Origin of the sequence: Caulobacter sp. Root1472 (assembly GCF_001426985.1) — a bacterium.
Taxonomy (GTDB): domain Bacteria; phylum Pseudomonadota; class Alphaproteobacteria; order Caulobacterales; family Caulobacteraceae; genus Caulobacter; species Caulobacter rhizosphaerae.
The window spans coordinates 24,666-49,286 of the sequence record NZ_LMFX01000007.1 but is presented as its reverse complement, the minus strand read 5'-3'; the positions used below and the strand labels follow the sequence as shown (position 1 = coordinate 49,286).

Annotated in this window: 22 protein-coding genes; 14 read left to right on the top strand and 8 right to left on the bottom strand. The window is 70.6% G+C overall.

Going from position 1 to position 24,621, the window contains the following annotated elements; all coding sequences use genetic code 11:
* Positions 1-15: 15 nt before the first annotated feature.
* A complete protein-coding gene (locus tag ASD47_RS06550) occupies positions 16-1,848 on the bottom strand; it encodes an ABC-F family ATP-binding cassette domain-containing protein (protein ID WP_056753301.1) in 1,833 nt (610 codons plus the stop codon).
* 127 nt (positions 1,849-1,975) lie between these two features.
* On the opposite strand from ASD47_RS06550, the gene ASD47_RS06545 reads away from it, so the two are divergent.
* Positions 1,976-2,725, top strand: coding sequence for a hypothetical protein (locus ASD47_RS06545; protein ID WP_056753298.1), 750 nt, complete (start codon positions 1,976-1,978; stop codon positions 2,723-2,725).
* Positions 2,726-2,815: 90 nt separating this feature from the next.
* On the opposite strand, the gene ASD47_RS06540 is transcribed toward ASD47_RS06545, so the two are convergent.
* The gene (locus tag ASD47_RS06540; protein ID WP_056753296.1) at positions 2,816-5,671 is read right to left on the bottom strand and encodes a TonB-dependent receptor; all 2,856 of its coding nucleotides are present in this window, start codon (positions 5,669-5,671) and stop codon (positions 2,816-2,818) included.
* A gap of 475 nt (positions 5,672-6,146) precedes the next feature.
* Here ASD47_RS06540 and ASD47_RS06535 point away from each other — a divergent pair, with 475 nt between their 5' ends.
* Complete coding sequence (locus ASD47_RS06535; protein WP_056753293.1) at positions 6,147-6,425, top strand: hypothetical protein; 279 nt, start codon at positions 6,147-6,149, stop codon at positions 6,423-6,425.
* Positions 6,426-6,439: 14 nt separating this feature from the next.
* Here the strand turns inward: ASD47_RS06535 and ASD47_RS06530 are convergent, their stop codons facing one another.
* On the bottom strand, positions 6,440-8,569 hold the full coding sequence (locus ASD47_RS06530; protein ID WP_056753290.1) for a PBP1A family penicillin-binding protein: 2,130 nt from the start codon (positions 8,567-8,569) through the stop codon (positions 6,440-6,442).
* 79 nt (positions 8,570-8,648) lie between these two features.
* Between ASD47_RS06530 and ASD47_RS06525 the strand changes: the two genes are divergently transcribed.
* Positions 8,649-9,134, top strand: coding sequence for a YcgN family cysteine cluster protein (locus tag ASD47_RS06525; protein ID WP_056753287.1), 486 nt, complete (start codon positions 8,649-8,651; stop codon positions 9,132-9,134).
* A 26-nt stretch (positions 9,135-9,160) separates the two neighbouring features.
* On the opposite strand, the gene ASD47_RS06520 is transcribed toward ASD47_RS06525, so the two are convergent.
* A complete protein-coding gene (locus ASD47_RS06520) occupies positions 9,161-9,388 on the bottom strand; it encodes a DUF4287 domain-containing protein (protein WP_056753285.1) in 228 nt (75 codons plus the stop codon).
* 244 nt (positions 9,389-9,632) lie between these two features.
* On the opposite strand from ASD47_RS06520, the gene ASD47_RS06515 reads away from it, so the two are divergent.
* The 3 genes from ASD47_RS06515 (at position 9,633) to ASD47_RS06505 (ending at position 13,889) form a co-directional block, all read left to right on the top strand.
* On the top strand, positions 9,633-10,190 hold the full coding sequence (locus ASD47_RS06515; protein ID WP_056753283.1) for a sugar O-acetyltransferase: 558 nt from the start codon (positions 9,633-9,635) through the stop codon (positions 10,188-10,190).
* Between the two features lie 321 nt (positions 10,191-10,511).
* Positions 10,512-12,860 carry a glycoside hydrolase TIM-barrel-like domain-containing protein gene (locus ASD47_RS06510; protein WP_235525790.1) on the top strand — a complete coding sequence of 783 codons (2,349 nt, stop codon included), beginning with the start codon at positions 10,512-10,514 and terminating at the stop codon, positions 12,858-12,860.
* 84 nt (positions 12,861-12,944) lie between these two features.
* Positions 12,945-13,889, top strand: a complete 945-nt coding sequence (locus ASD47_RS06505; RefSeq protein WP_056753275.1) for a DnaJ C-terminal domain-containing protein — start codon at positions 12,945-12,947, stop codon at positions 13,887-13,889.
* A 58-nt stretch (positions 13,890-13,947) separates the two neighbouring features.
* Here the strand turns inward: ASD47_RS06505 and ASD47_RS06500 are convergent, their stop codons facing one another.
* From ASD47_RS06500 to ASD47_RS06485, 4 genes are all read right to left on the bottom strand, one after another.
* The gene (locus ASD47_RS06500) at positions 13,948-14,475 is read right to left on the bottom strand and encodes a GNAT family N-acetyltransferase (protein WP_056753273.1); all 528 of its coding nucleotides are present in this window, start codon (positions 14,473-14,475) and stop codon (positions 13,948-13,950) included.
* Positions 14,463-14,783, bottom strand: a complete 321-nt coding sequence (locus tag ASD47_RS06495) for a DUF1778 domain-containing protein (RefSeq protein WP_235525787.1) — start codon at positions 14,781-14,783, stop codon at positions 14,463-14,465. The genes ASD47_RS06500 and ASD47_RS06495 overlap by 13 nt, the downstream gene beginning before the upstream one ends.
* 113 nt (positions 14,784-14,896) lie before the next feature.
* Positions 14,897-15,082: a hypothetical protein gene (locus ASD47_RS06490; protein ID WP_056753267.1), complete on the bottom strand. Its 186-nt coding sequence runs from the start codon at positions 15,080-15,082 to the stop codon at positions 14,897-14,899.
* Positions 15,079-15,873 (bottom strand): hypothetical protein, encoded by a 795-nt coding sequence (locus ASD47_RS06485; protein ID WP_056753264.1) that lies wholly within the window; start codon positions 15,871-15,873, stop codon positions 15,079-15,081. The genes ASD47_RS06490 and ASD47_RS06485 overlap by 4 nt, the downstream gene beginning before the upstream one ends.
* A 289-nt stretch (positions 15,874-16,162) precedes the next feature.
* Between ASD47_RS06485 and ASD47_RS06480 the strand changes: the two genes are divergently transcribed.
* The 8 genes from ASD47_RS06480 (at position 16,163) to ASD47_RS06445 (ending at position 24,567) form a co-directional block, all read left to right on the top strand.
* Positions 16,163-16,480, top strand: a complete 318-nt coding sequence (locus ASD47_RS06480) for a PepSY domain-containing protein (RefSeq protein WP_056753261.1) — start codon at positions 16,163-16,165, stop codon at positions 16,478-16,480.
* A gap of 36 nt (positions 16,481-16,516) precedes the next feature.
* Entirely contained in the window at positions 16,517-17,197 is a 681-nt protein-coding gene (locus tag ASD47_RS06475; RefSeq protein ID WP_056753258.1) for a response regulator transcription factor, read from the top strand.
* A gap of 151 nt (positions 17,198-17,348) precedes the next feature.
* Entirely contained in the window at positions 17,349-18,731 is a 1,383-nt protein-coding gene (locus tag ASD47_RS06470) for an ATP-binding protein (protein ID WP_056753255.1), read from the top strand.
* 207 nt (positions 18,732-18,938) lie between these two features.
* Entirely contained in the window at positions 18,939-20,279 is a 1,341-nt protein-coding gene (locus ASD47_RS06465) for a hypothetical protein (protein WP_056753252.1), read from the top strand.
* A 238-nt stretch (positions 20,280-20,517) separates the two neighbouring features.
* Positions 20,518-21,645, top strand: coding sequence for a c-type cytochrome biogenesis protein CcmI (ccmI, locus tag ASD47_RS06460; protein ID WP_056753248.1), 1,128 nt, complete (start codon positions 20,518-20,520; stop codon positions 21,643-21,645).
* Positions 21,642-22,133 (top strand): cytochrome c maturation protein CcmE, encoded by a 492-nt coding sequence (ccmE, locus tag ASD47_RS06455; RefSeq protein WP_056753246.1) that lies wholly within the window; start codon positions 21,642-21,644, stop codon positions 22,131-22,133. Before ccmI ends, ccmE begins: the two co-directional genes overlap by 4 nt.
* On the top strand, positions 22,130-24,106 hold the full coding sequence (locus ASD47_RS06450; protein WP_056753243.1) for a heme lyase CcmF/NrfE family subunit: 1,977 nt from the start codon (positions 22,130-22,132) through the stop codon (positions 24,104-24,106). The genes ccmE and ASD47_RS06450 overlap by 4 nt, the downstream gene beginning before the upstream one ends.
* Complete coding sequence (locus tag ASD47_RS06445) at positions 24,103-24,567, top strand: cytochrome c-type biogenesis protein (protein WP_082564496.1); 465 nt, start codon at positions 24,103-24,105, stop codon at positions 24,565-24,567. Before ASD47_RS06450 ends, ASD47_RS06445 begins: the two co-directional genes overlap by 4 nt.
* Positions 24,568-24,621 lie beyond the last annotated feature (54 nt).

Sequence of the window (24,621 nt, the reverse complement as noted above, 5' to 3'; positions counted from 1 at the left end):
GTGTCCCGATCGGGGCTACCCCGCCATCGTCTCGCGCTTTTCCTCCAGCGCCAGCCAGTCCTCCTCGGCCGTGGCCAGGTCGGCGCGGGCCTTGTCGAGGTCCTTCATCACCTTGTCGAAGCCCTTGGGATCGCGGGCGTAGAAGCCCGGATCGGCCAGCCGGGCCTCGATGTCGGCGATGATCCTCGGCGAGGCGGCGATCAGGGCCTCGCATTCCTCCAGCCGCCGCTGGTCCTTGTAGGACAGCTTGACGGTCTTCTTCGGCGCCGCCGGGGCCGAGGGGGTGATCACCGCCTTGTGCGAGCCCGTGCCGGTGGCGAAGTCGCCGGCCGCGCCGCGCGCCCCCTTGAAGAAGTCGGGGGCCTGGTCGATCAGGTCGCTCCAGCCGCCGGGGGTCTCCAGCACGCGGCCGTGGCCGTTCATGGCGATGGTCGAGGTGGCCAGGCGATCGATGAAGTCGCGGTCGTGGCTGACCAGGATGAGGGTTCCCTCGAAATCGGCCAGCACCTCTTCCAGCAGGTCCAGGGTGTCCATGTCCAGGTCGTTGGTCGGCTCGTCCAGCACCATCAGGTTGGTGGGGGTGGCCAGGGCCCGGGCCAGCAGCAGGCGGTTGCGCTCGCCGCCCGACAGGCTGGTGACCGGCTGGCGCAGCTGGGCCTCGGTGAACAGGAACTCCTTGGCGTAGCCGGCCACGTGCTTGGGGACGCCGCGCACCAGGATCGAGTCGCCGCCGCCGGGGGTCAGGAAGTCCCACAGCGTCATCTTCTCCGACAGCGCCATGCGGTTCTGGTCGACGTAGGAGATCTCCAGGTTGGTGCCCAGGCTGATCGTGCCAGCGTCGATCGGGATCTCGCCCAGCAGCATGCGCACCAGGGTGGTCTTGCCCGCCCCGTTGGGACCGACCAGGGCCACGCGGTCGCCGCGCAGGATGCGGGTCGAGAAGTCCTCGACGATCACGCGGTCGCCGAATTTCTTGGTGACGTGCTTGGCCTCGACCACCTTCTTGCCCGACGTGCCCGAGCTCTCCACGGCCAGGGTCATGCTGCCGCGCTTGTCGGCCTGGATGTCGCGCTTCTGGGCGCGCAGGTCCATCAGGGCCCGGCGACGGCCCTCGTTGCGGGCCCGGCGGCCCTGGACGCCGCGCGCCAGCCAGGCGTTCTCGCGCTCCAGCTGCTTGTTCAGGCGGCGCTCCTCGTCGGCCTCGGCGGCCAGCACCTGCTCGCTCCAGACCTCGAATTCGTGGAAGCCCTTGTCCAGGCGGCGCACCTTGCGGTGCTCCAGCCAGAAGGTGCGCTGGGTGACGCGGTTGAGGAAGGCGCGGTCGTGGCTGACGATCAGGGCCGCGCACTTGGAGCTTGCTAACTCTTCCTCCAGGGTCTGGATGGCGAAGATGTCCAGGTGGTTGGTCGGCTCGTCCAGCAGCAGCACGTCGGGCTGCTCGGCGAACGCCCGGGCCAGGGCCGCGCGGCGCCGCTCGCCGCCCGACAGGCCCACCGTGCTCTTGGCGTAGTCCAGGCCGAAGTCGGCCAGGGTGGCGTGGGCCTCGTAGTCCTCGGCCCCGCCGGCCGTGCAGTAGTCCAGCAGGGTGTCGCCGACGATGTCCGGCTCCTGGCTGACATAGACGATCTTGGCGCCGGGCTGGGCGGCGCGCTCGCCGCTGTCGGCCTCGATCCCCTGATTGGCCAGGATCTTCAGCAGGGTCGACTTGCCCGCCCCGTTGCGCCCGACCAGGCAGGCGCGCACCCGCGGCTCCAGCGCCAGGTCGACGCCGTCGAACAGCGGCTTGGCCCCATCGGCGAGGCGGACGTCCTTGAGGGCCAGGACAGGGGCGCGAGTCGGGGAAGCCATGGTCGGTGGGGTCTAACTGTCGAGCGGAAAGGGGGGGAGATGGGGGCGTATAGCAGGGGAGGCGAGGGGGCGGGGGGAATTATTGGGGCTTGCCCCGACGCGCGAAACTAGCGCTACCTTGGCGAGCATGACCGACGCCGCCGAACCCATCGCCAAGCCCTATCGTGTCCACATGGTCGCCGCCGTGATCGTGGCGGGCCTGCTGTGGCTGGCCGACGGACGGCTCTGGCCATCGGTCGCGGATCGTCTGGGCAGGTTCTTCTGGCTGTTCTTCCTGCTGCAGCTCGTGCCGAACGCTTGGCTCTTGAGGTCCCGGCTGGGGCGGATCGTGGCCACGCTTCTGTATGGCGGGTTCTTCTGGATCGCTGGCGAAGGCCTCAGCGCGCGGGCCGCCGAGAGCAGCGGGGCGCGCAACCTGATCCTATTGGGCGGAGCGTGCATCCTGGCGGTGATCGCCGCCAACGTGATCTGGGACCGGGCGCCCCAGGCCTGGCGCGCCCGGATAGCGGCGTCACGGATCACCTACGGCGTCGGGTCCTGCGTGCTGCTGGTGCTGGGCGGCGGCGTGATCTGGACCGTGACCGGCGCGGTCGATGAAGGCGTCGGCGCGAGCGGGCGGGTCGGGCTGACCGCTTTGCTTTTGGCTATGGCCGGCGGGCTGGTCCTGGGCCTCTGGCGACTGGAGGGCTGGGCCCGCGCCTTCGCCTGCTGGGCCGTGGTCGGTCTGACCTGGATGGGGATCATGACCGGCCTCGCCACGGGCGCCGCGCCGGCTGGGATCGGCCTAGGCGGCTGGCTGCTGGCGACACTGCCGCCCCTGATCGTCGGCGCGGTGCTGCTGGCCTACTACCGGATCAGCAAGGCCTACAGAGTCTAGCACGTAAGGCCCAACGAAAAAGGGGCCGTCCTTTCGGACGACCCCCTTCCACCTCATCGGGCGCGCACGGATGCGCCCGTACGCGAGATCCTAGTACTTCAGGCGGACGCCCACCCGGAAGTAGCGGCCGACGATGCCCGACTGCGAGTAGGTCGGGTTCCAGTTCACGCCGGCGTAGTTGGCCGGGTTGAACATCGGGCCGGTGTCGAACAGGTTCATGACGTCGGCATAGACGGTGGCCTTTTCGGTCACGTCGTAGGCGCCGGTCAGGTCGACCGTCGTGAACGACTTGATGCGGCAGTTGAAGCCCTCGCCGCCGTAGAGGCAGGCGCTGTCGTAGCTGTCGTCGATCTCGCGCATGCCGCTGACGTAGCTCATGACGCCCGTGACGTGGATCGGGCCACGCTCGAACGTGTTGGTCCACGACAGGCGGTTCTTCGGGGTGCCGGCGCCCGAGGACAGCACGTAGGGCGCTTCCTTGCCGACGTAGTTATAGGTCGTGCCGTCCTGCGTGTACTTGAAGTCGAACAGGGTGGTGGCGTCCAGGTTGCTGGTCCACTTCACGTCGGCCGGCAGGTAGAAGGTGGCCTGGACGTTCAGGTCCAGACCGCTGGTCACCAGCGAGTCGGCGTTGATGTAGGGCGAAGCCACCGAGAGCACGCGTGGCAGGGCCGTCGGGTGTTCCGGATCGGCCGCGTCCGGCGTGACGACGTAGCCGGCCGGGATGGCTTCGCCGGCGTAGTAGGCGGCCAGGGCCGTACCGGCGCTGGCCTGGGCGATCACGTCGGTCTTCTTGATGTGGTAGTAGTCCAGCGCGATGCTGAAGTTGCGGGTCGGGGCCCAGACCGCGCCGACCGTGTAGCTGGTCGATTTTTCAGGATCCAGGTCCGGATTGGCCGTGGTGATCGACGAGAGCGAGTAGGCCTTGGTGTACTCGTTGTTGCCGTGAGCGTCGCGGAAGGCGGCGTACTTGTCGGCGTTGAACGAGAACGTCGTGAAACCCTGGCTGGCCGAGTTGCCGGCTTCGGAGAAGCTGGGCGCGCGGAAGCCCTTCGAGATCGTGCCGCGCAGGGCGACCGTCTTGATCGGCGTGAACTTGACCCCGATCTTCGGCGAGAAGTTGCCGCCGAAGTCCGAATAGTGGTCGTAGCGACCCGAGACGTTGACTTCGATCTTGTCGGTGATCGGCATGCCCAGTTCGGCGAAGGCCGAGGCGACCGTGCGGTTGCCCTCGGTGCGGGCGTTGCCCAGGCCCTGGGCGTCGTTGACCGGGTTCAGGGCCGGGTCGTTGGTGGCCTCGTAGCGGAACTCGCCGCCCAGGCCCAGCTGGGCGTCGCCGCCCGGCAGGCTGAAGACCGGACGCGAGGCCTGGACGTTGATCGAGTCCAGGTCGGTGGTCGAGGTCTTGGCCAGGTCCGGCGACAGGGCCTTGCGGACGGCCGCGCTGTTCTGCGACGGGTCGACGAAGTTGTAGGCCCCCGTCTGGATGTCGCTCATCAGCTGCTTGTAGCTGAGGAAGCCGGTCTGCACGCTTTCCAGCGAGTCGTGGGCGATCACCAGGTTGGCCTGGTAGTTCCAGTCCGCCACGTCGCCCTTAACGCCGCCCACCATCCGCAGCATGCGGTTGTTGTAGCGGGCCGAGGCCGGCAGGTCGCTGAAGCGGTACTTGATCAGGGCGTAGTCGCCGTCGGCCGCGAACGGGTTGTTCGGGTTCAGGCGGCGGTTCACCGCGGTGGTGTCGGTGGCGCAGTTGACGCCCGTGTCGCAGATCCACACCGGCAGGACCAGGTTGGACAGGTTGTTCGGGGTGCTCGACGAGATGGTCACGGGCGTGCCGCGGACCGAGGTCTTGCTCTGGACGAAGCTGCCGCTCAGATAGGCTTCCAGGTGCTCGGTCGGCTTGATCGTGAAGCGGCCATAGACCGCCGCGCGCGACTGCTTGGGCTGGATGTCGCCGAAGTTGGCGATGTTCTGGGCGCAGTAGGTCCCCATCGGAACGCCGTCTTCGTCGGTCTGCGAGGTCAGCGGCGCGTCGGCGGCGCAGGTGCGCAGCGGCTGCCACAGGCTGCCGTCGACGGCCAGGCCGGTGGTCAGGTCGTTGCCGGTGATCGTGGCCGGCTTGATGTTGCCGTAGAAGGTGCTGCCGCCGGTCTGCGGGTTATTGTTCTGGCCGCCGGGGATCGAGGACAGGTCGTTGGTGTTGTACGGGAAGCCGCGCTGGTCGCCGCGGATGGCCTTGTCCAGCTGATATTCGACGTCGAAGTACAGGTTGTACTTGTCGGTATCCAGGTCGCCGTAGCCGACGTCGCCGGTGAAGCGGAACTGGTCGCCGCCGCCATGCTGGCTGGTGCCGTACGAGGCGTCGGCGCTCATGCCCTGGTAATTGGACTTCATGATGATGTTGACGACGCCGCCAATGGCGTCGGCGCCGTACAGCGACGAGGCGCCGTCCTTCAGGGTCTCGACGCGCTCGACCGCGTTGAACGGGATCGAGTTGAGGTCGACGAACGCCTTCTGGCCGTCGTCGGCCAGCGGGTAGTTGGCGTTGCGCAGGCCGTCGATCATCACCAGGGTCGAGTTGACCGACAGGCCGCGCAGCGACACGCCGGTGGAGCCGGCGGCGAAGCCGCTGCCGAAGGCGGCGGGGATCGAGCCGGAGTTGTCGGCCGACAGGCTGCGGATGGCGTCGGCGATCGTGGTGATGCCCTGGGCCTTCAGCTGCTCGGTGGTCTGGACGGTGACCGGCGAGGGGGTGGCGGTGTCGGTGCGGCGGAGCAGCGAACCGGTGACGACGACGGCTTCGACTTCGTTGTCGGCGGGCGCGGCCTGGGCGGCGGCGGCCGGGGTCGACGCGGTCTGAGCGTTCGCGGCGAAGGCGGCGAAGGTGGCGACCCCCGCCATCATCGTCGTCGCGAGCAGGCGCCCGCGGGTGATCTGCAATTTCATGTCGGTCCCTCCGGGCGCTCGGAGCCTGGCCGCATCGGCTGCTCGTCCCGTCGCCCTGTCAGCTTCAGGTTTCCCGGCGGACCTTCGTCCCCGGTTGCCGCTGGGATTGGAACCGTCAAAGACAGGCGTCAATCGCCGACGCTGTCATGTAATCAATATGTCTAGGACCTGTCACATCCAAGCAACGGCCGATGCGGAAATGTGGCGGGAATAGGTCTTTTGGGTGTCAGCTGCGCAATGCGCTGTAGAGAAAACGCCGATCTTCTAGCTTGACTATAAGTATCGCGGTTCGAGGAACGGGTGATCTGAAATCTGATCCTTACAGATCCGTAATCATTATGACGATGCTCATCGACAGTCGATATTCCTGGATCGACTATCGATATGGGCGACGGCGCAAAACGGCCGATTTCGCGGGTGTCGGCGCGAGCCGGAGACCGTTCCCGGCCAGCCGGGATCCGTCGGGGATGGAACGATGACCGGCCGGTCCGCCACGATCCCGCCCGGCGTGGCCGAGCGGCGGCGTTTGGATGCGGCTCCGGCTAAGGAAGCGTGCCCGGTCGATACGGATCGGTGGCGTGACTGTGTCCTTCAGGTCTCGACCCTTCCACTAGCCGCCGGGCGGATCGGCATCCGCCGTGGGGCCGAAAACCTCGTCCTTCGACAAGCCCAGGATGAGGTTTTCTTACTGCCGGGCCTGCAAATGGTCCTCATCCTGAGCCTGTCGAAGGACGAGGGCCACGCACGGCCTTGAACGTCGATCCGCCCCTAATACGGCAACGGCTCCGGCGAGGGCGCCGGCCCGGGCGCCGGGACGTCGGGCTGGGTCACCGGCTCCAGCGCCGAGGCCGAGCGGGCGAACTCGGCGGCCAGGGTTTCGTAGAAGCCGTTGCGGGGATCGGGCGTGGACAGGGGCGCGGGGTCGGCCAGCAGCCAGGGGAAGTCGCGCACCGCCAGGCCCTCGTGGGCGGCCAGCATGTAGCGCCGCCAGATGCTGGCCGGCATGTCGCCGCCGACCACCTTGTTCATCGGCTTGTCGTCGTCGTTGCCGACCCAGACGCCGGTCACGTAGTCGGGGGTGAAGCCCACGAACCAGGCGTCGCGCCAGTTCTGGCTGGTGCCGGTCTTGCCGGCCGCCGGCCAGCCGAACGCCGCCCGCCGGGCGGTGCCGACCTCGACCACCTTCTTCATCATCTTGACCATCATGCTGGCCTTGCTGATGTCATAGACGCTGGCCGGGACCGCCGGGGCGGAATGGGCGAAGATCGGCCGGCCGTCCTGGGTGGCGATGCTCTCGATCACATAGGGCTCCAGGCGCAGGCCGCCCTGCTGGAACACCTGGAACCCCGAGGTCAGCTGCAGCAGGCTGACCTCATAGGCCCCCAGCGCCACCGACAGGTCGGGATTGGGGGGCAGGGTGGTGATCCCGAACCGCCGGGCCAGGTCGCCGATCGCCGGGCCGCCGGCCTCCTGGGCCAGCTTGACGGCGATGGTGTTGATCGAATTGACCAGGGCGTCCTGCACGGTCATCGGGCCGCGATAGCCGCCGCCGTAGTTCTCGGGCTTCCAGGCGCCGAACCGCACCGGACCGTCCACCCGGATGTCGGTGGGCAGCACGCCCTTTTCCAGGGCGGCGGCGTAGACGAACGGCTTGAAGGTCGAGCCCGGCTGGCGGCGGGCCTGGACGGCCCGGTTGAACGGGCTCTCGACATAGTCGGTCCCGCCGACCATGGCCCGCACGGCCCCGTCGCCCGACAGCGACAGCAGGGCCGCCTGGCCGGCCCCGGCGTTGGCGCCGCCGATCTCGATGGCCTGGCGGACGGTCTCGGCGCCCACGTGCTGCAGGCGCGAATCGATGGTCAGGCGCACCACCAGGTCGGGGGCGTTCTGGCCGGCGATGCGCACGGCCTCGGCTGTGGCGTAGTCCAGCACCCAGCCGTAGTCGCCCTCCTCGGCCACGGCCAGGGGCGAGAGCCTGGGGGTGTCCTCCAGGGCCCGGCGCTCCTGCTCGGCGGTGATCCAGCCCTCCTGGCGCATGTTGGCCAGGACCAGGCGCGAGCGGGCCAGGGCCGCGCCCATGTCGCGGGTCAGGGCCAGGCGCGAGGGGGCCTTGGGCAGGCTGGCCAGCAGGGCCGCCTCGGACAGGCTCAGCTGGCTGGCCGACTTGCCGAAATAGGTGCGCGACGCCCCGTCCACCCCGAAGGTGTTGGCCCCGAAGAACACCCGGTTCAGATACAGCTCCAGCACCTCGTCCTTGCTCAGGACCTGCTCCAGCCGGTAGGCCATCAGCATCTCCTGCAGCTTGCGCTTGACCGTGCGGTCGGGCGTCAGGAACAGGCCCTTGGCCAGCTGCTGGGACAGGGTCGAGGCGCCCTGCACGGTGCGGCCGGCCTTGTGGTTGACGTAAGCCGCGCGGGCGATGCCGTAGGGGTCGATGGCCCCGTGCTGGTAGAACCGCTTGTCCTCGGCGGCCAGGAAGGCCAGCGGCACGTAGTTGGGCAGGCCGGCCAGGCCTATGCGCTGGCCATAGCGCGGGCCGCGGGTGGCGATCACCTGGCCGCTGCGGTCCTCGAACCGCACGCCCGGCGCGCGGTTGACCGCGAACAGCGCCTCGCGCGAGGGCAGGGTCGGGGTGTCGCGCAGGTACTTCCACCAGACGAAGCCGGCCCCGGCCGCGCCGCCGACCACCGGGGCCATCAGGACCGCCAGGGCGGCGATCCAGATCCAGCGGCCCCGGCGGGCGCGGGCCTTGGCCCGGGCGTGCTTGAGGTCGGCGCGGAACGGCTCCTCCGGCGGCGGCGGCGGGGGCGGCGCGGACCCGAAGACCGGCGGCGCGGCCGGCGGGGTCGCCGGCTTGTCGTCGTCGAACCGGTAAGGCGGGAGCGTCCAGTCGTTCACGTGCGTCCTATGGTCCGCTTTGGCTCGGTCCTGGCTTCACCCGTTTGTCGCGGGCGCGATTTGGGTTTAGGACGCCGCCATGATGGCGCGCAAACCTTTCTGGGAGACGAAGTCCCTACACCAGATGACCGTCCCCGAGTGGGAAAGCCTGTGCGACGGCTGCGGCCTGTGCTGCCTGGTCCGCTTCGAGGACGAGGACACCGGCGAGATCATCCCCACCCGAGTGCACTGCCAGCTGTTCGACGAGCACCGCTGCAGCTGCAAGGACTATCCCAATCGCCGCAAGACCGTGCCCGACTGCATCAAGCTGACGCCGCACAACATCGAGACCCTGGAATGGATGCCGCCGTCCTGCGCCTACCGCCGGCTGCACGAGGGCAAGACCCTGCCAGACTGGCATCCGCTGGTCACCGGCGACCCCGACAGCACCCACAAGGCCGGGATCTCGGTGCGCGACCAGACGGTGTCGGAGCTCTCCTTCGAGGACGCGGAGGACGCCATGGACTTCGTGGCCACCGACCTGATGGTCGACAAGGGCGACCTGCCCTACGACCCGGAGGACTGAGCGGCCGCCGCCTCGGGGGCGGCCCGTCAGTCGCCCGGCTTCCGCTTGCCCGACAGTAGGGCGTAGATCGCCATGGCGTGGCCGTGGCCCAGGCCCAGCGTCCCCTTGCCCCAGTCCACCACCTGGCCGGCCTTGACCGCGGGCTTGAGCCGGCCGCCGTCGGACAGCCCGGCCGTGTCGGCGGCGGCCTTCAAGGCGTCGGCGTCGAGGCCGGTCTTGGCCTGGATGGTGTCGAGATAGGCTTGGAAGGACATGGCGCGGCTCCGTTCGGCGGCGTGTTCGACCAAGGACGGTCCGAAGCGGCGAGGGCCGACAAGGCGGCGAAGTTTTTAGTCCTGAACGGCTGTCCGCGCGGCCTCGCCGAGGCGCCTTGCGACGTCGAGCGGGCCACCCGGGGGCGACTCTGAACACGGTGGTCGCTGAGTCGATCCACGCCTCCGCCCCGTGGCGACCCGCGCCGAATCCCGGCACGCCTGTCCTCGCCGAAGGAGGCGCCCCATGGCCCACGACGACCGCACCCGGTTCATTCCCCGTCGCACGCCCGAGTCCGCGGCCATGGTGGCCAATGTCCGGCGGGCCATGGCGCTCACCGCCGCCCTCAACCGCCTGACCTATGACGACTCCGACCAGGTCCGCGCCCTGTTCAGCCAGCTGACCGGCCAGGCCGTGGACGCCGGCTTTTGCCTGATCCCGCCGTTCTACACCGAGAGCGGGGTCCACATCCGGGTCGGGCGCGACGTCTTCGTCAACCAGAACTGCACCTTCTACGACCTGGGCGGCATCGACATCGGCGACGCGGCGATGATCGGGCCGAACGTCAGCCTGATCACCTCCGGCCACCCGATCGAGCCCTCCCGGCGGCGCGACGGCGTGGTGGCCAAGCCCATCGTCATCGAGCGCAACGTCTGGATCGCGGCCGGGGCGACGGTCATCGGCGGCGTCACCATCGGCGAGAATTCGGTGGTCGCCGCCGGCGCGGTGGTCACCCGCGACGTCCCGCCCGACACCCTGGTCGCCGGCAACCCGGCCCGGGTCGTGCGGTCGATCGCGGAGTAGCGTGAAAACCCGGCCCCGCGTTCCTCCACCGTCATCCCGGGCCTTGTGCCCGGGACCCCCGGTTCAGTTGAACCGTGAGGCGGGGGCGGTTCGCCAGCGAACCGCCCCCGCTGCACCTGCGGCGGACCGAGGGGTTCCGGGCACAAGGCCCGGAATGACGGAGATATAGGGGCGAAAGCCGTCGCCAGACCGCCTCTTCAGCGCCCCTGGCGGGGATACAGCCGCGTCTATCCTCGGCGTTCAGCGACTCAACGCCAACGAAATCAACGCCCTAAACTTTCTCGACCAAACTTATCAGCGGCGCCCGCTGCTCCCGTATCTTTGTGTCATGGCCGGAAGAAGCGAAACAGACGCCGAGGCGATCACCAGCCGGGCGACGGCTCCGGCGACGTCCACTTCCACCTCGACCCGCTGTGGAGCGACGCCAACATCGATTTCGTCGGGATCGACTTCTATCCGCCGATGGCCGACTGGCGCGACGACGACGACCACCTGGACGCCGGACGGGGCGGACCGCACGACCTGGCCTATCTGCGCGCCAACCTGGTGGGCGGCGAGGGCTTCGACTGGTTCTACGCCTCCGAAGCGGCGCGCGCCGCCCAGGTCCGCGCCCCGATCACCGACGGCGCCTATGGCGAGCCGTGGGTGTTCCGGCCCAAGGACCTGCTGTCCTGGTGGAGCAAGCCGCATTTCGATCGCCCGGGCGGGGTGCGCGCCGCGACCCCGACCGCCTGGATCCCCCGGTCCAAGCCGCTGCGGCTGGTCGAGTTCGGCTGCGGCGCGGTCGATAAGGGCGCCAACGCCCCGAACCTGTTCGTCGACCAGAAGAGCGCCGAGAGCGCCCTGCCGCCGTTCTCGGACGGGGCCCGCGACGAGGTCGGCCAGCGGCGGGCGCTGGAGGCGGTGCTGACCCACCTGGCCGACCCGGCGACCAACCCGGTCTCGCCGGTCTATGGCGGGCCGATGATCAAGGCCGCGGCCGCCTGGTGCTGGGACGCCCGGCCGTTCCCCGACTTTCCGGCCCGGAGCGGCGTCTGGGCCGACGGGCCCAACTGGACCCTGGGCCACTGGCTGAACGGCCGGGCCGGGGTCGCGCCGCTGCCCGAGCTGGTGGCCGCCCTGGCCCAGCGGGCCGGCGTGGCGATCGATCCGGGCGAGGCCGGCGGCTCCATCGTCGGCTACGTGGTCGACCGGCCGATGCGGCTGCGCGACGCCCTGGCGCCGCTGCTGGAGGCCTTCGCCCTGGACCCGGTCGAGCGCCAGGACGGCGTCGCGCTGGCCGGCCGCTCGGGCGCGGCGGCCCGGAGCCTGGGCGACGACGACCTGGCCTGGCCGGAGGACCGCGCCGCGCCGCAGAGCGCCGCCCGGACCCTGGCCGCCCCGGTCCAGGCCCTGCGCCTGCGCTTCATCGACGCCGCGCGCGACTACCAGACCGGTTCGGTGATCGTCCGCCGCGAGGACGGGGAGGGGAGCGCCGACCTCGACGCGCCGCTGGTGCTGGCCGCCGCCGACGCCCGGGCCGTGGCCGAGCGCCTGCTGGCCGCCGCCGATCCGCGCGAGGCGACCGTCCACCTGTCGCCCTTGGCCGCCCTGAGGCTCGAGCCGGGCGACCGGCTTGTGCTGGACGGCGCGACCTGGCGGGTGACGCGGGTCGACCTGGACGAGCATCCCCGCGCCCAGCTGGCGCCGGTGGTCGATCCCGTGCGCGCCGGCGGCGACCTGGACTGGTCGCCCGCCGCGCCGCGCGAGGTTCCCGGCCCGCCGGTGCTGCACGTGCTGGACCTTCCGGGCCAGGCCGACGAGCGGCCGCTGGTCGCGGTGGCGGCCTCGCCCTGGCGGGCCTTCGACGTCCACGCCGGTCCCGGCGTCGAGGCCGTGCGCGTGCGCGCGACCGCCGCCGCGCCGGCCACGGTGGGCGTCACGTGCTCGGACCTGCCGGCCGGGCCGCTGCACCGCTTCGACCACGCTACGCGCCTGACCGTTCGGCTGGAGGGCGCCGCGCCCGCCAGCCGCGACCGCTCGGCCGTCCTGGCCGGGGCCAACGCCCTGGCGGTGCAGGGCGCGAACGGCGAGTGGGAGATCCTGCAGTTCCTGACCGCCGAACCGATGGGCCCCGACGCCTGGACCCTGTCGGGCCTGCTGCGCGGCCAGGCCGGCAGCGACCCGGCCATGGCCGTCCTGACCCCGGCCGGGGCGGCGGTGGTGGTGCTGGACGAGGCCCTGGTCCGCGCCGACCTGGCCCTGGCCGAGCGCGGCCTGCCGCTGACCTGGCGCGCCGCCCCGGCCGGCGGCCCGGCCTCGGGGGCGTCGATGAGCCAGACCGTCGAGACCTGGCGCGGCCTGGCGGCCCGACCCTGGTCGCCGGCCTGCCTGCGCGCGCGGACCCAGGGCGGCGACACGGTCGTGACCTGGATCCGACGGACCCGCCTGGCCGGCGACGGCTGGGACGCCGAGGTCCCGCTGGGCGAGGAGCGCGAGATCTATCGCGTCGAGATCCTGGACGACGAGAGGGTAGTCCGCGCCGCCGAGACCACCACGCCGAGCTTCACCTACGCCGCCGCCCAGCGCGCCGCCGATTTCCCCGCTGGACCGACCGGGGTCCTGGCTGTCAGGGTCGCCCAGGGCTCGGCCCTGTTCGGGTGGGGCGCGATGTCACGGACCTTGCTGTGATAATAATGCAACATAACGCTTGCGCGCCGCGCCGAACGGCCTAATTGAGGCGTTCCGCCTTTTGAACTGACGTGAGGAGCCTCCTTGGCGCGCGACCCCTATCTGGAGCTTGGCGTTTCCCGCACCGCGAGCGCGGCGGAAATCCGCAAGGCGTTCCACAAGCTCGCCAAGCAGCATCACCCCGACGCCAACAAGGGCGACAAGAAGTCGGAGGAGAAGTTCAAGCAGGTCAGCGCCGCCTTCGACATCCTGGGCGACGCCGACAAGCGCAAGAAGTTCGACGCCGGCGAGATCGACGCCGACGGCCGCGAGACCATGCGCGGCGGCTTCGGGGGCGGCGGCAACCCGTTCGGGGCCGGCTTCGGCGGGCGCGGCGGCGGCTTCCGCAGCAGCGGCGGCGGCGAGGGGCCCGAGATCGACCTCAACGACCTGTTCGGCGACATCCTGGGCCGCAATCGCGGCGCGGGCGCCGGGGCGGGCGGCGGCTTCGGCGGCGGCGGCTTCGCGGCCAAGGGCGCGGACGTGCGCGCCCGGCTCGACATCGACCTGGAAGAGGCGATCAAGGGCGGCAAGAAGCGCGTGGCCTTCTCGGACGGCCGAACGATCGACGTCACCATCCCGGCGGGGGCCCAGGAAGGCCAGACCCTGCGCCTGAAGGGCCAGGGCAGCCCCGGCCGCGGCGGGCAGGGCGACGCCCTGATCGAGCTGGCCATCAAGCCGCACCCGATCTATCGCCCCGAGAACGGCGCCCTGGTCATGGACCTGCCGGTCAGCGTTCCCGACGCGGTGCTGGGCGGCAAGGTCGAGGCCCCCACGCCCGACGGCCCGGTGACCCTGACCGTTCCCAAGGGCTCCAACACCGGCGCCAAGCTGCGACTCAAGGGCCGCGGTCTTTCCGACGCCAAGGGCCACCGCGGCGACCTGTTCGCCCGCCTGGTGGTCACCCTGCCGGAAACGCCGGACGCGGAGCTGGAGAAGTTCGCCGAGACATGGCGGGAGAAGCGGCCCTACGCGCCGAAGCGGCGGTAGGGGTTGGCCCGAGACGCCCTCTCCGGCGACCTCGGTTCCGTCGTCGAAAGGCGTTCAGCTATAAAGCCGCGATGATGGTTTCAATGGGCAGGAACAGCGTGCGGCTCTCCGCCGGATATTCGATGAATTCAGCGCAAGCCATATAGAACTGCTTGGCCCGCCGATCCTTGGCTTGAACGAGGACCGCGCCGATCCCGATGCTTTGCGAAGCGATAGCGATCCGTCGAAGGGCGTCTGAGAGAATGTCGGCGCCGAGGCCTCGGCCGGCATAGGCGCGGCTGACCGCCAGGCGGCCGATCACGGAGACCGGGATCGCGTCGGGCGCATTGCGGCGGAGTTTGCCCGGCGCGGCCTCTCGGTCCACCGCTCCTGCGGAGATGCAGAAATAGGCGACAACGCTGGCGCCTTCACAAACCACATAGGTCCTGGAAAAGCGGCTCTCGTTCTTGAGCGCGCGTTGCTTCAGCCAGTCGTCCAGCGCCGGCTCGCCGCAATCGAAGTTGGAAAGATCATGCTCCGCCTTCAAAGGGACCGGAGCGGACAGCTTCGCCTGCGAATCTTCGGCGTCCGACCCTACGTCTTCCACGCGGGAACTCGACCTAGCAACGCGCGCAACTTGGGCCCCGGCGCGGGAGGATTGTCGAGCGCGTGGACGAACGCATCGTAGCGCGCGGAGTCGAGGACAAACAGGCGCTGGTCCAGCAGCACGTCGATGGCGAGCGTCCGGGCGCTTTCGATCATGAACTCGGTTCGCGTCTTTCCCAGGACGGCGGCTGCGTCATCGATGAGCTGGCGCGTTTGCGCCTCGATACGCAGGTTGATGCTGCCCTTGACCTCCGCGCCGGACGAGGATGGCTCCGCGCTCGCCGGGGCTCCCGCAGGCAAGTCAGCCAAGGTAGGGGAGTGGCTCTTATCCATCCGAACAGTGTTGGAGGATGTATCCACATTGTCAATACGAACGGGCGCGGGGCGGGCCATAGAACGCCGTCCACGGGCGTTGAACCACTTCACCCCACCCCGTTCGGCAGCGCCGCCTTCTTGATCAGGTAGGCGCCCTGGCCGACGCCGAAGCCGCCCAGCAGGGCGGTGTCGACGTCGGGGAGGGTGGTGGCGCGGACGATGTCGACCATCGTCAGGAACTCCCAGCTGGCGGCGGCGAAGATCAGGGTGGCCAGGCTGCTGATCAGGATCATCTGGAAGTCGCCCAGGTCGGCGGCGCCGTAGTCGTGAGCACCAGGTCGGCGATCCGGGGCCGGGGGGCGGGACCGGGCGGGGCGGGGGCGGCGCCGGGCGCGGCCGCGGCGTCGGCGTCTTTCTGCACGGCCACCACCTTGGCCGCGCCGAACGACAGGCCCGAAAGCCCGGTCATGGCCAGGACGTTGGCGGTCATCGCGATGCCGCCCATAAACTCCCAGCCCAGGAACCAGACGCGCAGGATCAGGGTGGCGCCATAGACCATGGCCACGACGCCGAACCACAGCGCCATCTGGGTCTGGGAATTGCTCATGCGGTTGTCGTTGCCGACCAGGAACCGCCAGGGGCGGCCGGCCGTGGCCAGGCTGGCGAAGGCGGCGATGACCGCGAAGGCGGCGACCAGGGCGATCGTCCGCTGCAGGGCCGGCACGGGCCGCGCCAGGCGGGTGATCTGGACCACATGCCGCGGGTTCAGCGGATCGTCCACCGTCAGCCAGATCCGGTCGCCCGGCCGGGCGCCCAGGTCCAGGGCCTGCTTGTCGGCCGGCCGGTCGACGGTCAGAGTCACTGGGCCGGGCGCGCCGGCGGGCAGGAAGGTCAGCTGGTCGGCGTTGGCGCCCAGCCTGGCGGGCGAGATCCCGATGGCCTGGACCACGCCGTCGACCGGGCTTGGGCTCAGGCTGGGGCTGGGCGGCGGCGCGTCGGCGACGGCCGTGGCGGCCAGGCTGGCCAGGCCCAGCGCCAGCGCCCCGGCCAGGAAGCCCCGCCTGACCTCTCCGAACCGCGGCATGCCTCTCTCCCCAGAAAAGTTGGTTCCCAAGGACCCTTGAGGATCCGGCGCGGCGCGCGGCGCGTTGGGCTGTAAGCCTGCGGGCATGCACGCGAAGATTGCACGCTAGAGCCGTGCTATTTCGCTGGCAAGTCCGCGGCGAAGGCGTCGGTCTCCAGGCCTGGCGGCAAGAGCGATCGAAGGGCGGCCGCCCGACCTTTGTTCGTCGAATCCGTGACAGAACGACGTTGCCCGTCCATAACGGCCGTGTTCAGCCTCTATTCAGCCGCGACGCTCTACACCGGAGCCCATGAAGCCGATCCATTTCCTCTTCGCCGCCGCCCTGGCCGCCGCCGCCCTCCCCGGCGCGGCGTCCGCGCAGCGCGGCCCGGACTCGCTGGGCGCCGACTGGCGCGCCCGGCAGGACCAGGCGCGCGGGGGCGTGCAGTCGGGACGTCTGGTGCCGCTCAGCCGGGTGATCGAGCAGATCGGCCGCCGCACGCCGGGCCGGGTGCTGGACGCCGGCCTGGAAGGCCCCAACTACAGGGTCCGCTGGGCCACGACCGACGGTCGCCGCATCGACTTCATCGTCGACGCCCAGACCGGCCAGATCCTCAGCGCCAACTAAGTTTCCTATCCAGCGTCACGAGACAGAGACCCCTCCATGCGCATCCTGCTTGTCGAAGACGACCCCGACCTGTCGCGCCAGCTGAAGCTGGCCCTGGGCGACGCGGGCTACGCCGTCGACCATGCCGCCGACGGCGAGGAGGCCCAATTCCTGGGCGAGACCGAGCCCTACGACGCCGTGGTGCTGGACCTGGGCCTGCCCAAGGTGGACGGCGTGTCGGTGCTGGAGCGCTGGCGGCGGGGCAATGTCGCCACGCCGGTGCTGATCCTGACCGCGCGCGGTTCGTGGAACGAGAAGGTCGCGGGCTTCGACGCCGGCGCCGATGACTACCTGACCAAGCCGTTCCACACCGAGGAACTGCTGGCCCGCCTGCGCGCCCTGCTGCGCCGCTCGTCCGGCCACGCCTCGCCGACCCTGTCGTGCGGCGGCCTGCGCCTGGACCCGCGCGCCGCCCGGGCCAGCGTCAACGGCGAGCCCCTGCGCCTGACCTCGCTGGAATACCGCCTGCTGCACTACATGATGATGCACCAGGGCCGGGTGATCGGCCGCACCGAGCTGGTCGAGCACCTGTACGACCAGGACTTCGACCGCGACTCAAACACCATCGAGGTGTTCATCGGCCGGCTGCGCAAGAAGCTGGGCAGCGACCGGATCGAGACCGTGCGCGGCCTGGGCTACCGCCTGACGCCGCTGGAAGGCGAGACGACGGAAAGCTGATCGGCCGTCGAAGCCGGGGCGCGCCTCGTCCTTCGACAGGCTCAGGATGAGGGCGACTGTGAGCGGCGGACCATTCGAAAACCTCATCCCGAGCCTGTCGAAGGACGAGGTTTTCGCGACGCTGTCCTTCCGCCTGGCTGGGCTCTAGGCGATGTGGGACCTCAGCAAGCGTTCGCTGGTCCGGCGGCTGGTGCTGCTGGCGGCGGCGTGGAACCTGGTGGTGCTGGTGCTGGCGGGCGTGTTCCTGACCGCCCAGTTCCGCGACGCGGCCATCCGCCGGTTCGACCAGTCGCTGGCCGTGCTGACCGACGACCTCTATGCCGGCTCCACCGTCGACGACGGGGTGCTGAAAGCCCCGGTCCTGACCGACATCCGCGCCACCCGGGCCTATTCCGGCCGCTATTGGACGATCTTCGACCAGCCGGCCGGCGGTGGCGGGCTGAACGTGGTCGAGCGTTCGCGGTCGCTGTTCGACAGCGACCTGGTGATCCCGGTCGAGCAGTCCGAACGGCTGATGTCCGAGCCCGGCAAGACCCTCTATTTCGACCTCAAGGGCCCGCAGAACCGGCCATTGCGCGCCGCCGCCCTGCTGGCCCGGCTGCCCGGCTATCCGCGGCCGGTGGTGTTCATCGCCGCCGAGGACCGCTCGCCGATCGACGCCGACGCCGACCGTTTCGGGCGCATCACCACCCTGGCCCTGGTCATCCTGGGCGTGGGCCTGATCGCCGCGGTCGTGGTGCAGGTGCGGGTCGGCCTGGTGCCGCTGTTCCGCCTGCGCCGCGAGGTGGCCTCGGTCCGCCGCGGCAAGGCCGAGAAGCTGGACGGCGACTATCCCGAGGAGCTGGCGCCGCTGGCGGTCGAGCTGAACGCCCTGCTGTCGCACAACCAGGAGGTGGTCGAGCGCCAGCGCACCCACGTCGGCAACCTGGCCCACGCCCTGAAGACCCCGCTGTCGGTGATGCTGACCGAAGCCGGCCAGCGGCCGGGCGCCCTGGCCGAGGTCGTCGAGCGCCAGGCCCAGACCATGCGCGAACAGGTCGATCACCACCTGCGCCGGGCCCGCGCCGCCGCCCGCTCCCAGACCTCGGGCGAGCGTACGCCGGTCGAGCCGATCATGGACGAACTGGCCGTGACCCTGGAGCGGATCTTCCAGGACAAGGGCGTGCAGATCGACTGGCGGTGCCCCGACGACCTGTGCTTCCAGGGCGAGCGCCAGGACTTCATGGAGCTGGCCGGCAACGTGATGGAAAACGCCGGCAAGTGGTGCAAGGGCAAGGTGCGGGCCGAGGCCGTGGCCAGTTCGCCCGAGCAGATGACCCTGACCGTCGACGACGACGGTCCCGGCCTGCCGCCCGACCGCTGGACCGACGCCCTCAAGCGCGGGCAGCGGATGGACGAGCATACCCCCGGCTCGGGCCTGGGCCTGTCGATCGTCGACGAACTGGCCCGCGCCTATGGCGGCTCGGTCACTCTGGGCGCCTCGCCCCTGGGCGGCCTGCGCGTGACCCTGGTGCTGCCGAGGTCGGAGGGGTAGGGCGGCGCTTGCCCCCTCCCCGGTTCACGGGGGAGGAGAGCCAGGCGTTCCTCCGCTCAACCCCACATTTCGCGCATGCCGCGCCGGCCGCCCAGCGACCTTTCGACGCTGCCGTTCGCGCTGCGAAAACTTATGGTTTCGGAAAGTCTTAACCTCGTTGGCGACATGGTTGACGCGGCCCGGAGCGGGCTCGTCCTGTGGGGGGTTATGGCAGCGATCGCCGCCAACAAGTTGCTGATGGTTCGGAAGCTGGTGGAAACCGCGCCCGACGCCGCGCTGCGCAGCCTCGAGCTCGCCCTGGCCGGCCCCGCCGGCGGGCAGGGCGCGCTGGCGACCGTGCGCGGCCTGGTCGAGGACGAGGTCACCGCCCGCTATGTCCGCAACAGCGTGCTGGCCCCGATCGTCCCGCTGTGCGTCGCGCGCGACGCCGGGCAGACGGCGTTCCCGCCTCGCGCCCTGACCCTGCTGTGGGCCGCCCTGAGGCAGCAGGCGCCCAAGAAGGTCGAGGAGGCCGCGGCGCGGTGCAATCCGTGGGACCTGGAACAGGGGCCGCCGGACGTCTTCGACGAACTGTGCAAGGTCGCCTCCCGCGGCCTGCGCGCCCAGACCGAGGCCGGCTTCAAGGCGCTGGACGCCCTCTGCGACGTTGACGCCCTGGCCTCGTGCCTGGAGCTGTCGACCATCGTGCGCGGCGCCCTGCCCAAGCTGCAGGAGTGGGTCAGCAAGATGAGCGAGGAGCGCGCCTCCTCGGCCCGACTGGCCTACAAGGACGCCTGCGCCATCCGCCCCGACGCCGGGCCGCTGCTGTTCGAGATGCTCGCCGCCCACCTGCCGGACGACTTCCGCATCCTGCGGGTGATCTCGGCGGTCATGGACCGGCCGGGCGACAAGTTCTGGGCCTCGTCGGAGGTCGGCGTGTTCGGCGAGCGGGTGCTGGCCGACATCGAAAAGAACATCGACTTCATCAACGCCTTCGACCCCGCCAAGGGCGAGGCCGAGGGCCGCAAGGCCGCCCACGCCGCCCAAAGGGTCGCCCAGCAGATCACCGAACTGGAGCAGTCGGTGAACATGGCCAAGGAAGGCCCCTGGGGCCGGCGCCTGGTCAAGTACAAACAGGCCATCGCCCAGGCTGTCGAGGCGCGGATGAACGCGGCCGAGAAGGAGCTGCTGGCGGCCCTGCCGCTGCGGCCGATCTCGATCCTGGGCGGCAAGAAGGGCAAGGGCGTGCCGCAATTGACGGCCGAGCCCGACGAGACCCAGGTCCGGCGGCTGACCGCGGTGCTGGTGTTTATCGCCGAGATCCGCGGCTGCGCCCTGCAGAGCGGCTACGGCTCCAGCCGCGCCAAGGTGCTGGAGAAGCTGAACGGCCGCCTGGACCAGTACATCGAAGACATCCTGCACATCGTACGGACGGGCGACGGCGGCGACCAGGGCCTGGCGCGGCTCTATGTCGACCTGGCCGCCGGCTATATCGCCTATAGCCGCGACGAAAAGACCGCCGAGATCGTCCGCCGCCGCGCGGCCGCGGCGATGGCGGCGGCGGCTTAGGGCCGGCTTTCAACGTCCCATCCATCTATCCCCAAACCCCGCTCATCCCGGCGAATGCCGGGACCCAGATGGAATGGCGGTGTGTCGGACGCCAAGAACTCAGCGGTCGTCCCATCAGACTCTCCGCCATGGGATCTGGGTCCCGGCATTCGCCGGGATGAGCGGAGCAGGGGGAAGGCTCCCCTTAAGCGCTTTTTTCGCTAACGGCGCCGCCGTGTTCCCGGCTAACACGCGCGACATGATCGCTTTCTGGATCGCTGCGGCGGGTTTGTCGGCCGTCGTCGCCGCCCTGGTGCTGCGCGGCGCCGCGCGGGCGTCCGCGACCGCGGGCGCGGGCGGCGACGACGCCAGCCTGGCCGTGCACCGGCGGCAGCTGTCCGAGATCGACGACCTGGCCGCGCGAGGCCTGCTGGCCGACGCCGAGCTGAAGGGCGCGCGGGCCGAGGCCGGGCGCCGCCTGATCGCCGCCGCCGACCGCCAGGCGCCGTGGCCGCCCGCCAATCCCAAGCTGCGGCCGCTGGTGCTGGCCCTGGCCGCCGCCGCCCCCGTGCTGGCCATCGGGATCTACGGCCTGGTCGGCGGGCTGGGCATGGTCGACCAGCCGTTCCTCAAGCGCGTGGCCGAATGGCGCAGGACCGACCTCACCCAGCTCGAGCCGCAGAAAGTGGCCGCGGTGCTGGAGCAGATCGCCATCCAGCGCCCCACCGACCCCGAACCGCTGAAGAACCTGGCCCTGGTTCGGATGATGGCCGGCGACGCCACCGGCGCGTCCCAGGCCCTGCGCCGGGCCGTGATCCTGGCCCCCGCCCGCGCCGACCTGTGGGCCGGGCTGGGCGAGACCTTCGTGGCCGACGGTCAGGGCGAGATCGGGACCGATGCTCGCAAGGCCTTTACCGAGGCGCTGAAGCGCGACCCCAAGAACGTCAGCGCCCGCTATCACCTGGGTCTGGCCAGGATCGCCGACGGCGACGTCCCGGGCGGGCTGGGCGACTGGAAGGCCCTGCTGGCCGACCTGCCGCCCGACGATCCGCGCCGCATGGGCTTTGGCCACCAGATCGCCCAGGTCCAGGCCGACGGCGGCCTGCGGCCCAGCGCCGCCCCCGCCGGCCAGCCGGCAGAGGGCGGCGACAATGTCCAGGACATGATCCAGGGCATGGTCGCCGGCCTGGCCGCCCGGCTGGAGGCCAATCCCGACGATCCCGACGGCTGGGTCAAGCTGGTGCGCGCCTATGCCGTGCTGGGCGACGCCGCCCGCCGCGACGCCGCCCTGGCCAAGGCCCAGGCGCGCTACAAGGACCAGCCCAAGGTGCTGGCCGCCCTGCGCCAAGCGGCGCAAACTCCGTCTCAAAAGACCTCCACGCCATGAGCTTCCTGCCCAAATCGCGCAAGGCGCGCCGCCGCCTGACGGTCCTGACCGTCGCCGCCCCGGTGGTGGCCCTGGCTGTGGGCCTGGCCCTGTGGGGCATGCGCGACGCCATCTCGCTGTTCTACACCCCGGCCCAGGCCGCCGCCGCCCACGTGCCGGCCGGCCGCAAGGTGCAGCTGGGCGGGCTGGTCAAGGCCGGCAGCGTGTTCAAACATCCGGACGGCCTGGTCGAGTTCGTGGTCGCCGACCAGCGCTCCACCGCCCTGGTCCGCTACAAGGGCGACCTGCCGGACCTGTTCCGCGAGGGCCAGGGCGTCGTCGCGTCAGGGGCGTTCGACGAGTCCGGGACCTTCGTCGCCAAGCAGGTGCTGGCCAAGCACGACGAGCGCTACATGCCGCGCGAGGTCTCCAAGGCCCTGAAGGAACAGGGCGAGTGGCGCGGCGACGGCGCCAAGCCGGCTTACGGGGCGGGGAAGCCCACCTCATGATCACCGAATTCGGCGCCTACGCCCTGGTCCTGGCCCTGGTCCTGTCGGCCCTGCAGCTGATCCTGTCGGCGATCGGCGGGGCGCGGCGCTCGTCCATGCTGGCCGGCGCCGGGCGCGGGGCGGCGCTTGGGGTCTTCCTCTGCACGGCCCTGACGTTCCTGGCCCTGGTCCACGCCTTCGTGGTCTCGGACTTCTCGGTGGCCAATGTCGCGGCCAACTCCCACACCGCCAAGCCGATGCTCTACAAGGTGGCCGGCGCCTGGGGCAGCCACGAGGGCTCGATGCTGCTGTGGTGCCTGGTGCTGACCGGCTACGGCGCGGCCGTGGCCAGCTTCGGCGAGGCCCTGCCGCCGCGCCTGCGGGCCTATGCGGTGGCGACCCAGGGCGCGCTGGGCGTGCTGTTCCTGGCCTACACCGTCTTCGCCTCCAACCCGATGGCCCGGCTGCTGGACGTTCCCGTCGAGGGCGCGTCGCTGAACCCGCTGCTGCAGGACCCGGCCCTGGCCTTTCACCCGCCGTTCCTCTACTGCGGCTATGTCGGCTTTTCGGTGGTTTTCTCGTTCTCGATGGCGGCCCTGATCGAGGGCCGGGTCGACGCGGCCTGGGCGCGCTGGGTGCGGCCCTGGACCCTGGCGGCCTGGAGCTTCCTGACCGTCGGCATCACCCTGGGCGCCTTCTGGGCCTATTACGAGCTGGGCTGGGGCGGCTGGTGGTTCTGGGACCCGGTCGAGAACGCCAGCTTCATGCCCTGGCTGATCGGCTCGGCCCTGCTGCACTCGGCCGTGGTGCTGGAAAAGCGCGGCGCCCTGCCGGGCTGGACGGTGTTCCTGGGGCTGGCGGCCTTCACCTTCTCCATGCTGGGCGCGTTCCTGGTGCGCTCGGGCGTGCTGACCAGCGTCCACGCCTTCGCCGTCGATCCGACGCGCGGGATACTGCTGCTGACCATCATGGGCATAGCGGCTGGGGCCGGCTTCGTGCTGTTCGCCCTGCGCGCGCCCAGCCTGAACAGCGGCGGCCTGTTCGCCCCGGTCAGCCGCGAGAGCGCCATCGTCCTGAACAACATCATCCTGTCGACGGCCACGGCCGTGGTGCTGGTCGGCACCCTGTTCCCGCTGATCCGCGAGGCGACGGACGGCGAGGCGGTGTCGGTCGGGGCGCCGTTCTTCAACATGACGTTTGTTCCCCTGATGGTGCTGGCCATGGCGGTCCTGCCGGCCGGCCCGCTGCTGGCCTGGAAGCGCGGCGACGCGCGGCTGGTGGTCCGCCGCCTGTGGCTGGCCCTGGCGCTGGCCGCGATCCTGGGCCTGGTCGCCTTCGCCGTGGTCGCCCCGCGCAGCGCCCTGGCCAGCGCCGGCCTCGTGGTCGGCTTCTGGCTGATCGGCGGCGCGCTGCTGGAGCTGACCGAGCGGGTGAAGGCCTTCCGCGCGCCCTGGGCCGAGGTCCGCCGCCGCCTGACCGGCCTGCCGCGCGGCGCCTGGGGCACGACCCTGGCCCATGCGGGGCTGGGGATCTTCGTGCTGGGCGCGAGTTTCGAGACCACCTGGCGGGTCGAGGCGGCCCAGGCCCTCAGCGTCGGCGGGCAGCTGAAGCTGGGCGCCTACGAGCTGGTCCTGACCGAGGTCGGCACGGGGGAGGGCGAGAATTACATCGCCGAGCGCGGGATCGTGAAGATCACCAAGGCCGGCGCGCCAGTCTGCGAGGCCAGGCCCGAGCGCCGCTTCTATCCCACCGGCAAGCAGACCACTTCGGAGGTGGCGATCTGTCCCAAGGTGCTGGACGACCTCTATGTGGTGCTGGGCGAGCGCCGCGCGGGCCCGGGCGGCCAGCCGGCGTGGCTGGTGCGGGCCTTCGTCAATCCGTGGGTGCGGCTGATCTTCCTGGGCCCGCTGGTCATGGCGATCGGCGGCGTGGTGTCGCTGTCGGATCGTCGCCTGCGGTTCGGAGTGGCGCGGAAGGCGGAGACGGCGGCGTGAGGCGGCTCCTGATCGCGTTGGCCGCCATCGCCTGCATGGCCGGCGCCGCCGCCGACCCGGCCGAGCGCCTGCCCGACCCGACCCAGGAGGCCCGGGCCCGCACGCTGTTCCGCGAGGTGCGCTGCCTGGTCTGCCAGAACGAGTCCATCGACGACTCCGAGGCGGCCCTGGCCGGCGACCTGCGCCAGGTCGTACGCGACCAAGTGAAGCAGGGACGCAGCGACAAGCAGATCCGCGCGTTCCTGGTCGAGCGCTATGGCGAGTTCGTGCTGCTCAAGCCGCCGTTCTCGGCCGGCAACGCCTTGCTCTGGGCCACGCCGGCGATCGCGCTAATCCTGGGCGGCGTCCTGATGGCGCTGCTGCTGCGCCGACGGACCGCCTCGGCGGCGGACGGTGAAGATTCGCCCGCGCTTTCCGAGGTGGAGGAGGCGCGTCTTCAGGTGTTGTTGAAGGACGAATGACACGATTGCGCCGCGAAGACGCCGCAAGACCATCTTGAGCGTGGACGCATGATC

Bases quoted from the DNA above. Each gene is read 5' to 3' on its own strand.
- ASD47_RS06550 (WP_056753301.1), bottom strand. From the start codon at position 1,848: ATGGCTTCCCCGACTCGCGCCCCTGTCCTGGCCCTCAAGGACGTCCGC.
- ASD47_RS06545 (WP_056753298.1), top strand. From the start codon at position 1,976: ATGACCGACGCCGCCGAACCCATCGCCAAGCCCTATCGTGTCCACATG.
- ASD47_RS06540 (WP_056753296.1), bottom strand. From the start codon at position 5,671: ATGAAATTGCAGATCACCCGCGGGCGCCTGCTCGCGACGACGATGATG.
- ASD47_RS06535 (WP_056753293.1), top strand. From the start codon at position 6,147: ATGACCGGCCGGTCCGCCACGATCCCGCCCGGCGTGGCCGAGCGGCGG.
- ASD47_RS06525 (WP_056753287.1), top strand. From the start codon at position 8,649: ATGATGGCGCGCAAACCTTTCTGGGAGACGAAGTCCCTACACCAGATG.
- ASD47_RS06520 (WP_056753285.1), bottom strand. From the start codon at position 9,388: ATGTCCTTCCAAGCCTATCTCGACACCATCCAGGCCAAGACCGGCCTC.
- ASD47_RS06515 (WP_056753283.1), top strand. From the start codon at position 9,633: ATGGCCCACGACGACCGCACCCGGTTCATTCCCCGTCGCACGCCCGAG.
- ASD47_RS06490 (WP_056753267.1), bottom strand. From the start codon at position 15,082: ATGATCCTGATCAGCAGCCTGGCCACCCTGATCTTCGCCGCCGCCAGC.
- ASD47_RS06485 (WP_056753264.1), bottom strand. From the start codon at position 15,873: ATGCCGCGGTTCGGAGAGGTCAGGCGGGGCTTCCTGGCCGGGGCGCTG.
- ASD47_RS06480 (WP_056753261.1), top strand. From the start codon at position 16,163: ATGAAGCCGATCCATTTCCTCTTCGCCGCCGCCCTGGCCGCCGCCGCC.
- ASD47_RS06475 (WP_056753258.1), top strand. From the start codon at position 16,517: ATGCGCATCCTGCTTGTCGAAGACGACCCCGACCTGTCGCGCCAGCTG.
- ASD47_RS06470 (WP_056753255.1), top strand. From the start codon at position 17,349: ATGTGGGACCTCAGCAAGCGTTCGCTGGTCCGGCGGCTGGTGCTGCTG.
- ASD47_RS06465 (WP_056753252.1), top strand. From the start codon at position 18,939: ATGGCAGCGATCGCCGCCAACAAGTTGCTGATGGTTCGGAAGCTGGTG.
- ccmI (WP_056753248.1), top strand. From the start codon at position 20,518: ATGATCGCTTTCTGGATCGCTGCGGCGGGTTTGTCGGCCGTCGTCGCC.
- ccmE (WP_056753246.1), top strand. From the start codon at position 21,642: ATGAGCTTCCTGCCCAAATCGCGCAAGGCGCGCCGCCGCCTGACGGTC.
- ASD47_RS06450 (WP_056753243.1), top strand. From the start codon at position 22,130: ATGATCACCGAATTCGGCGCCTACGCCCTGGTCCTGGCCCTGGTCCTG.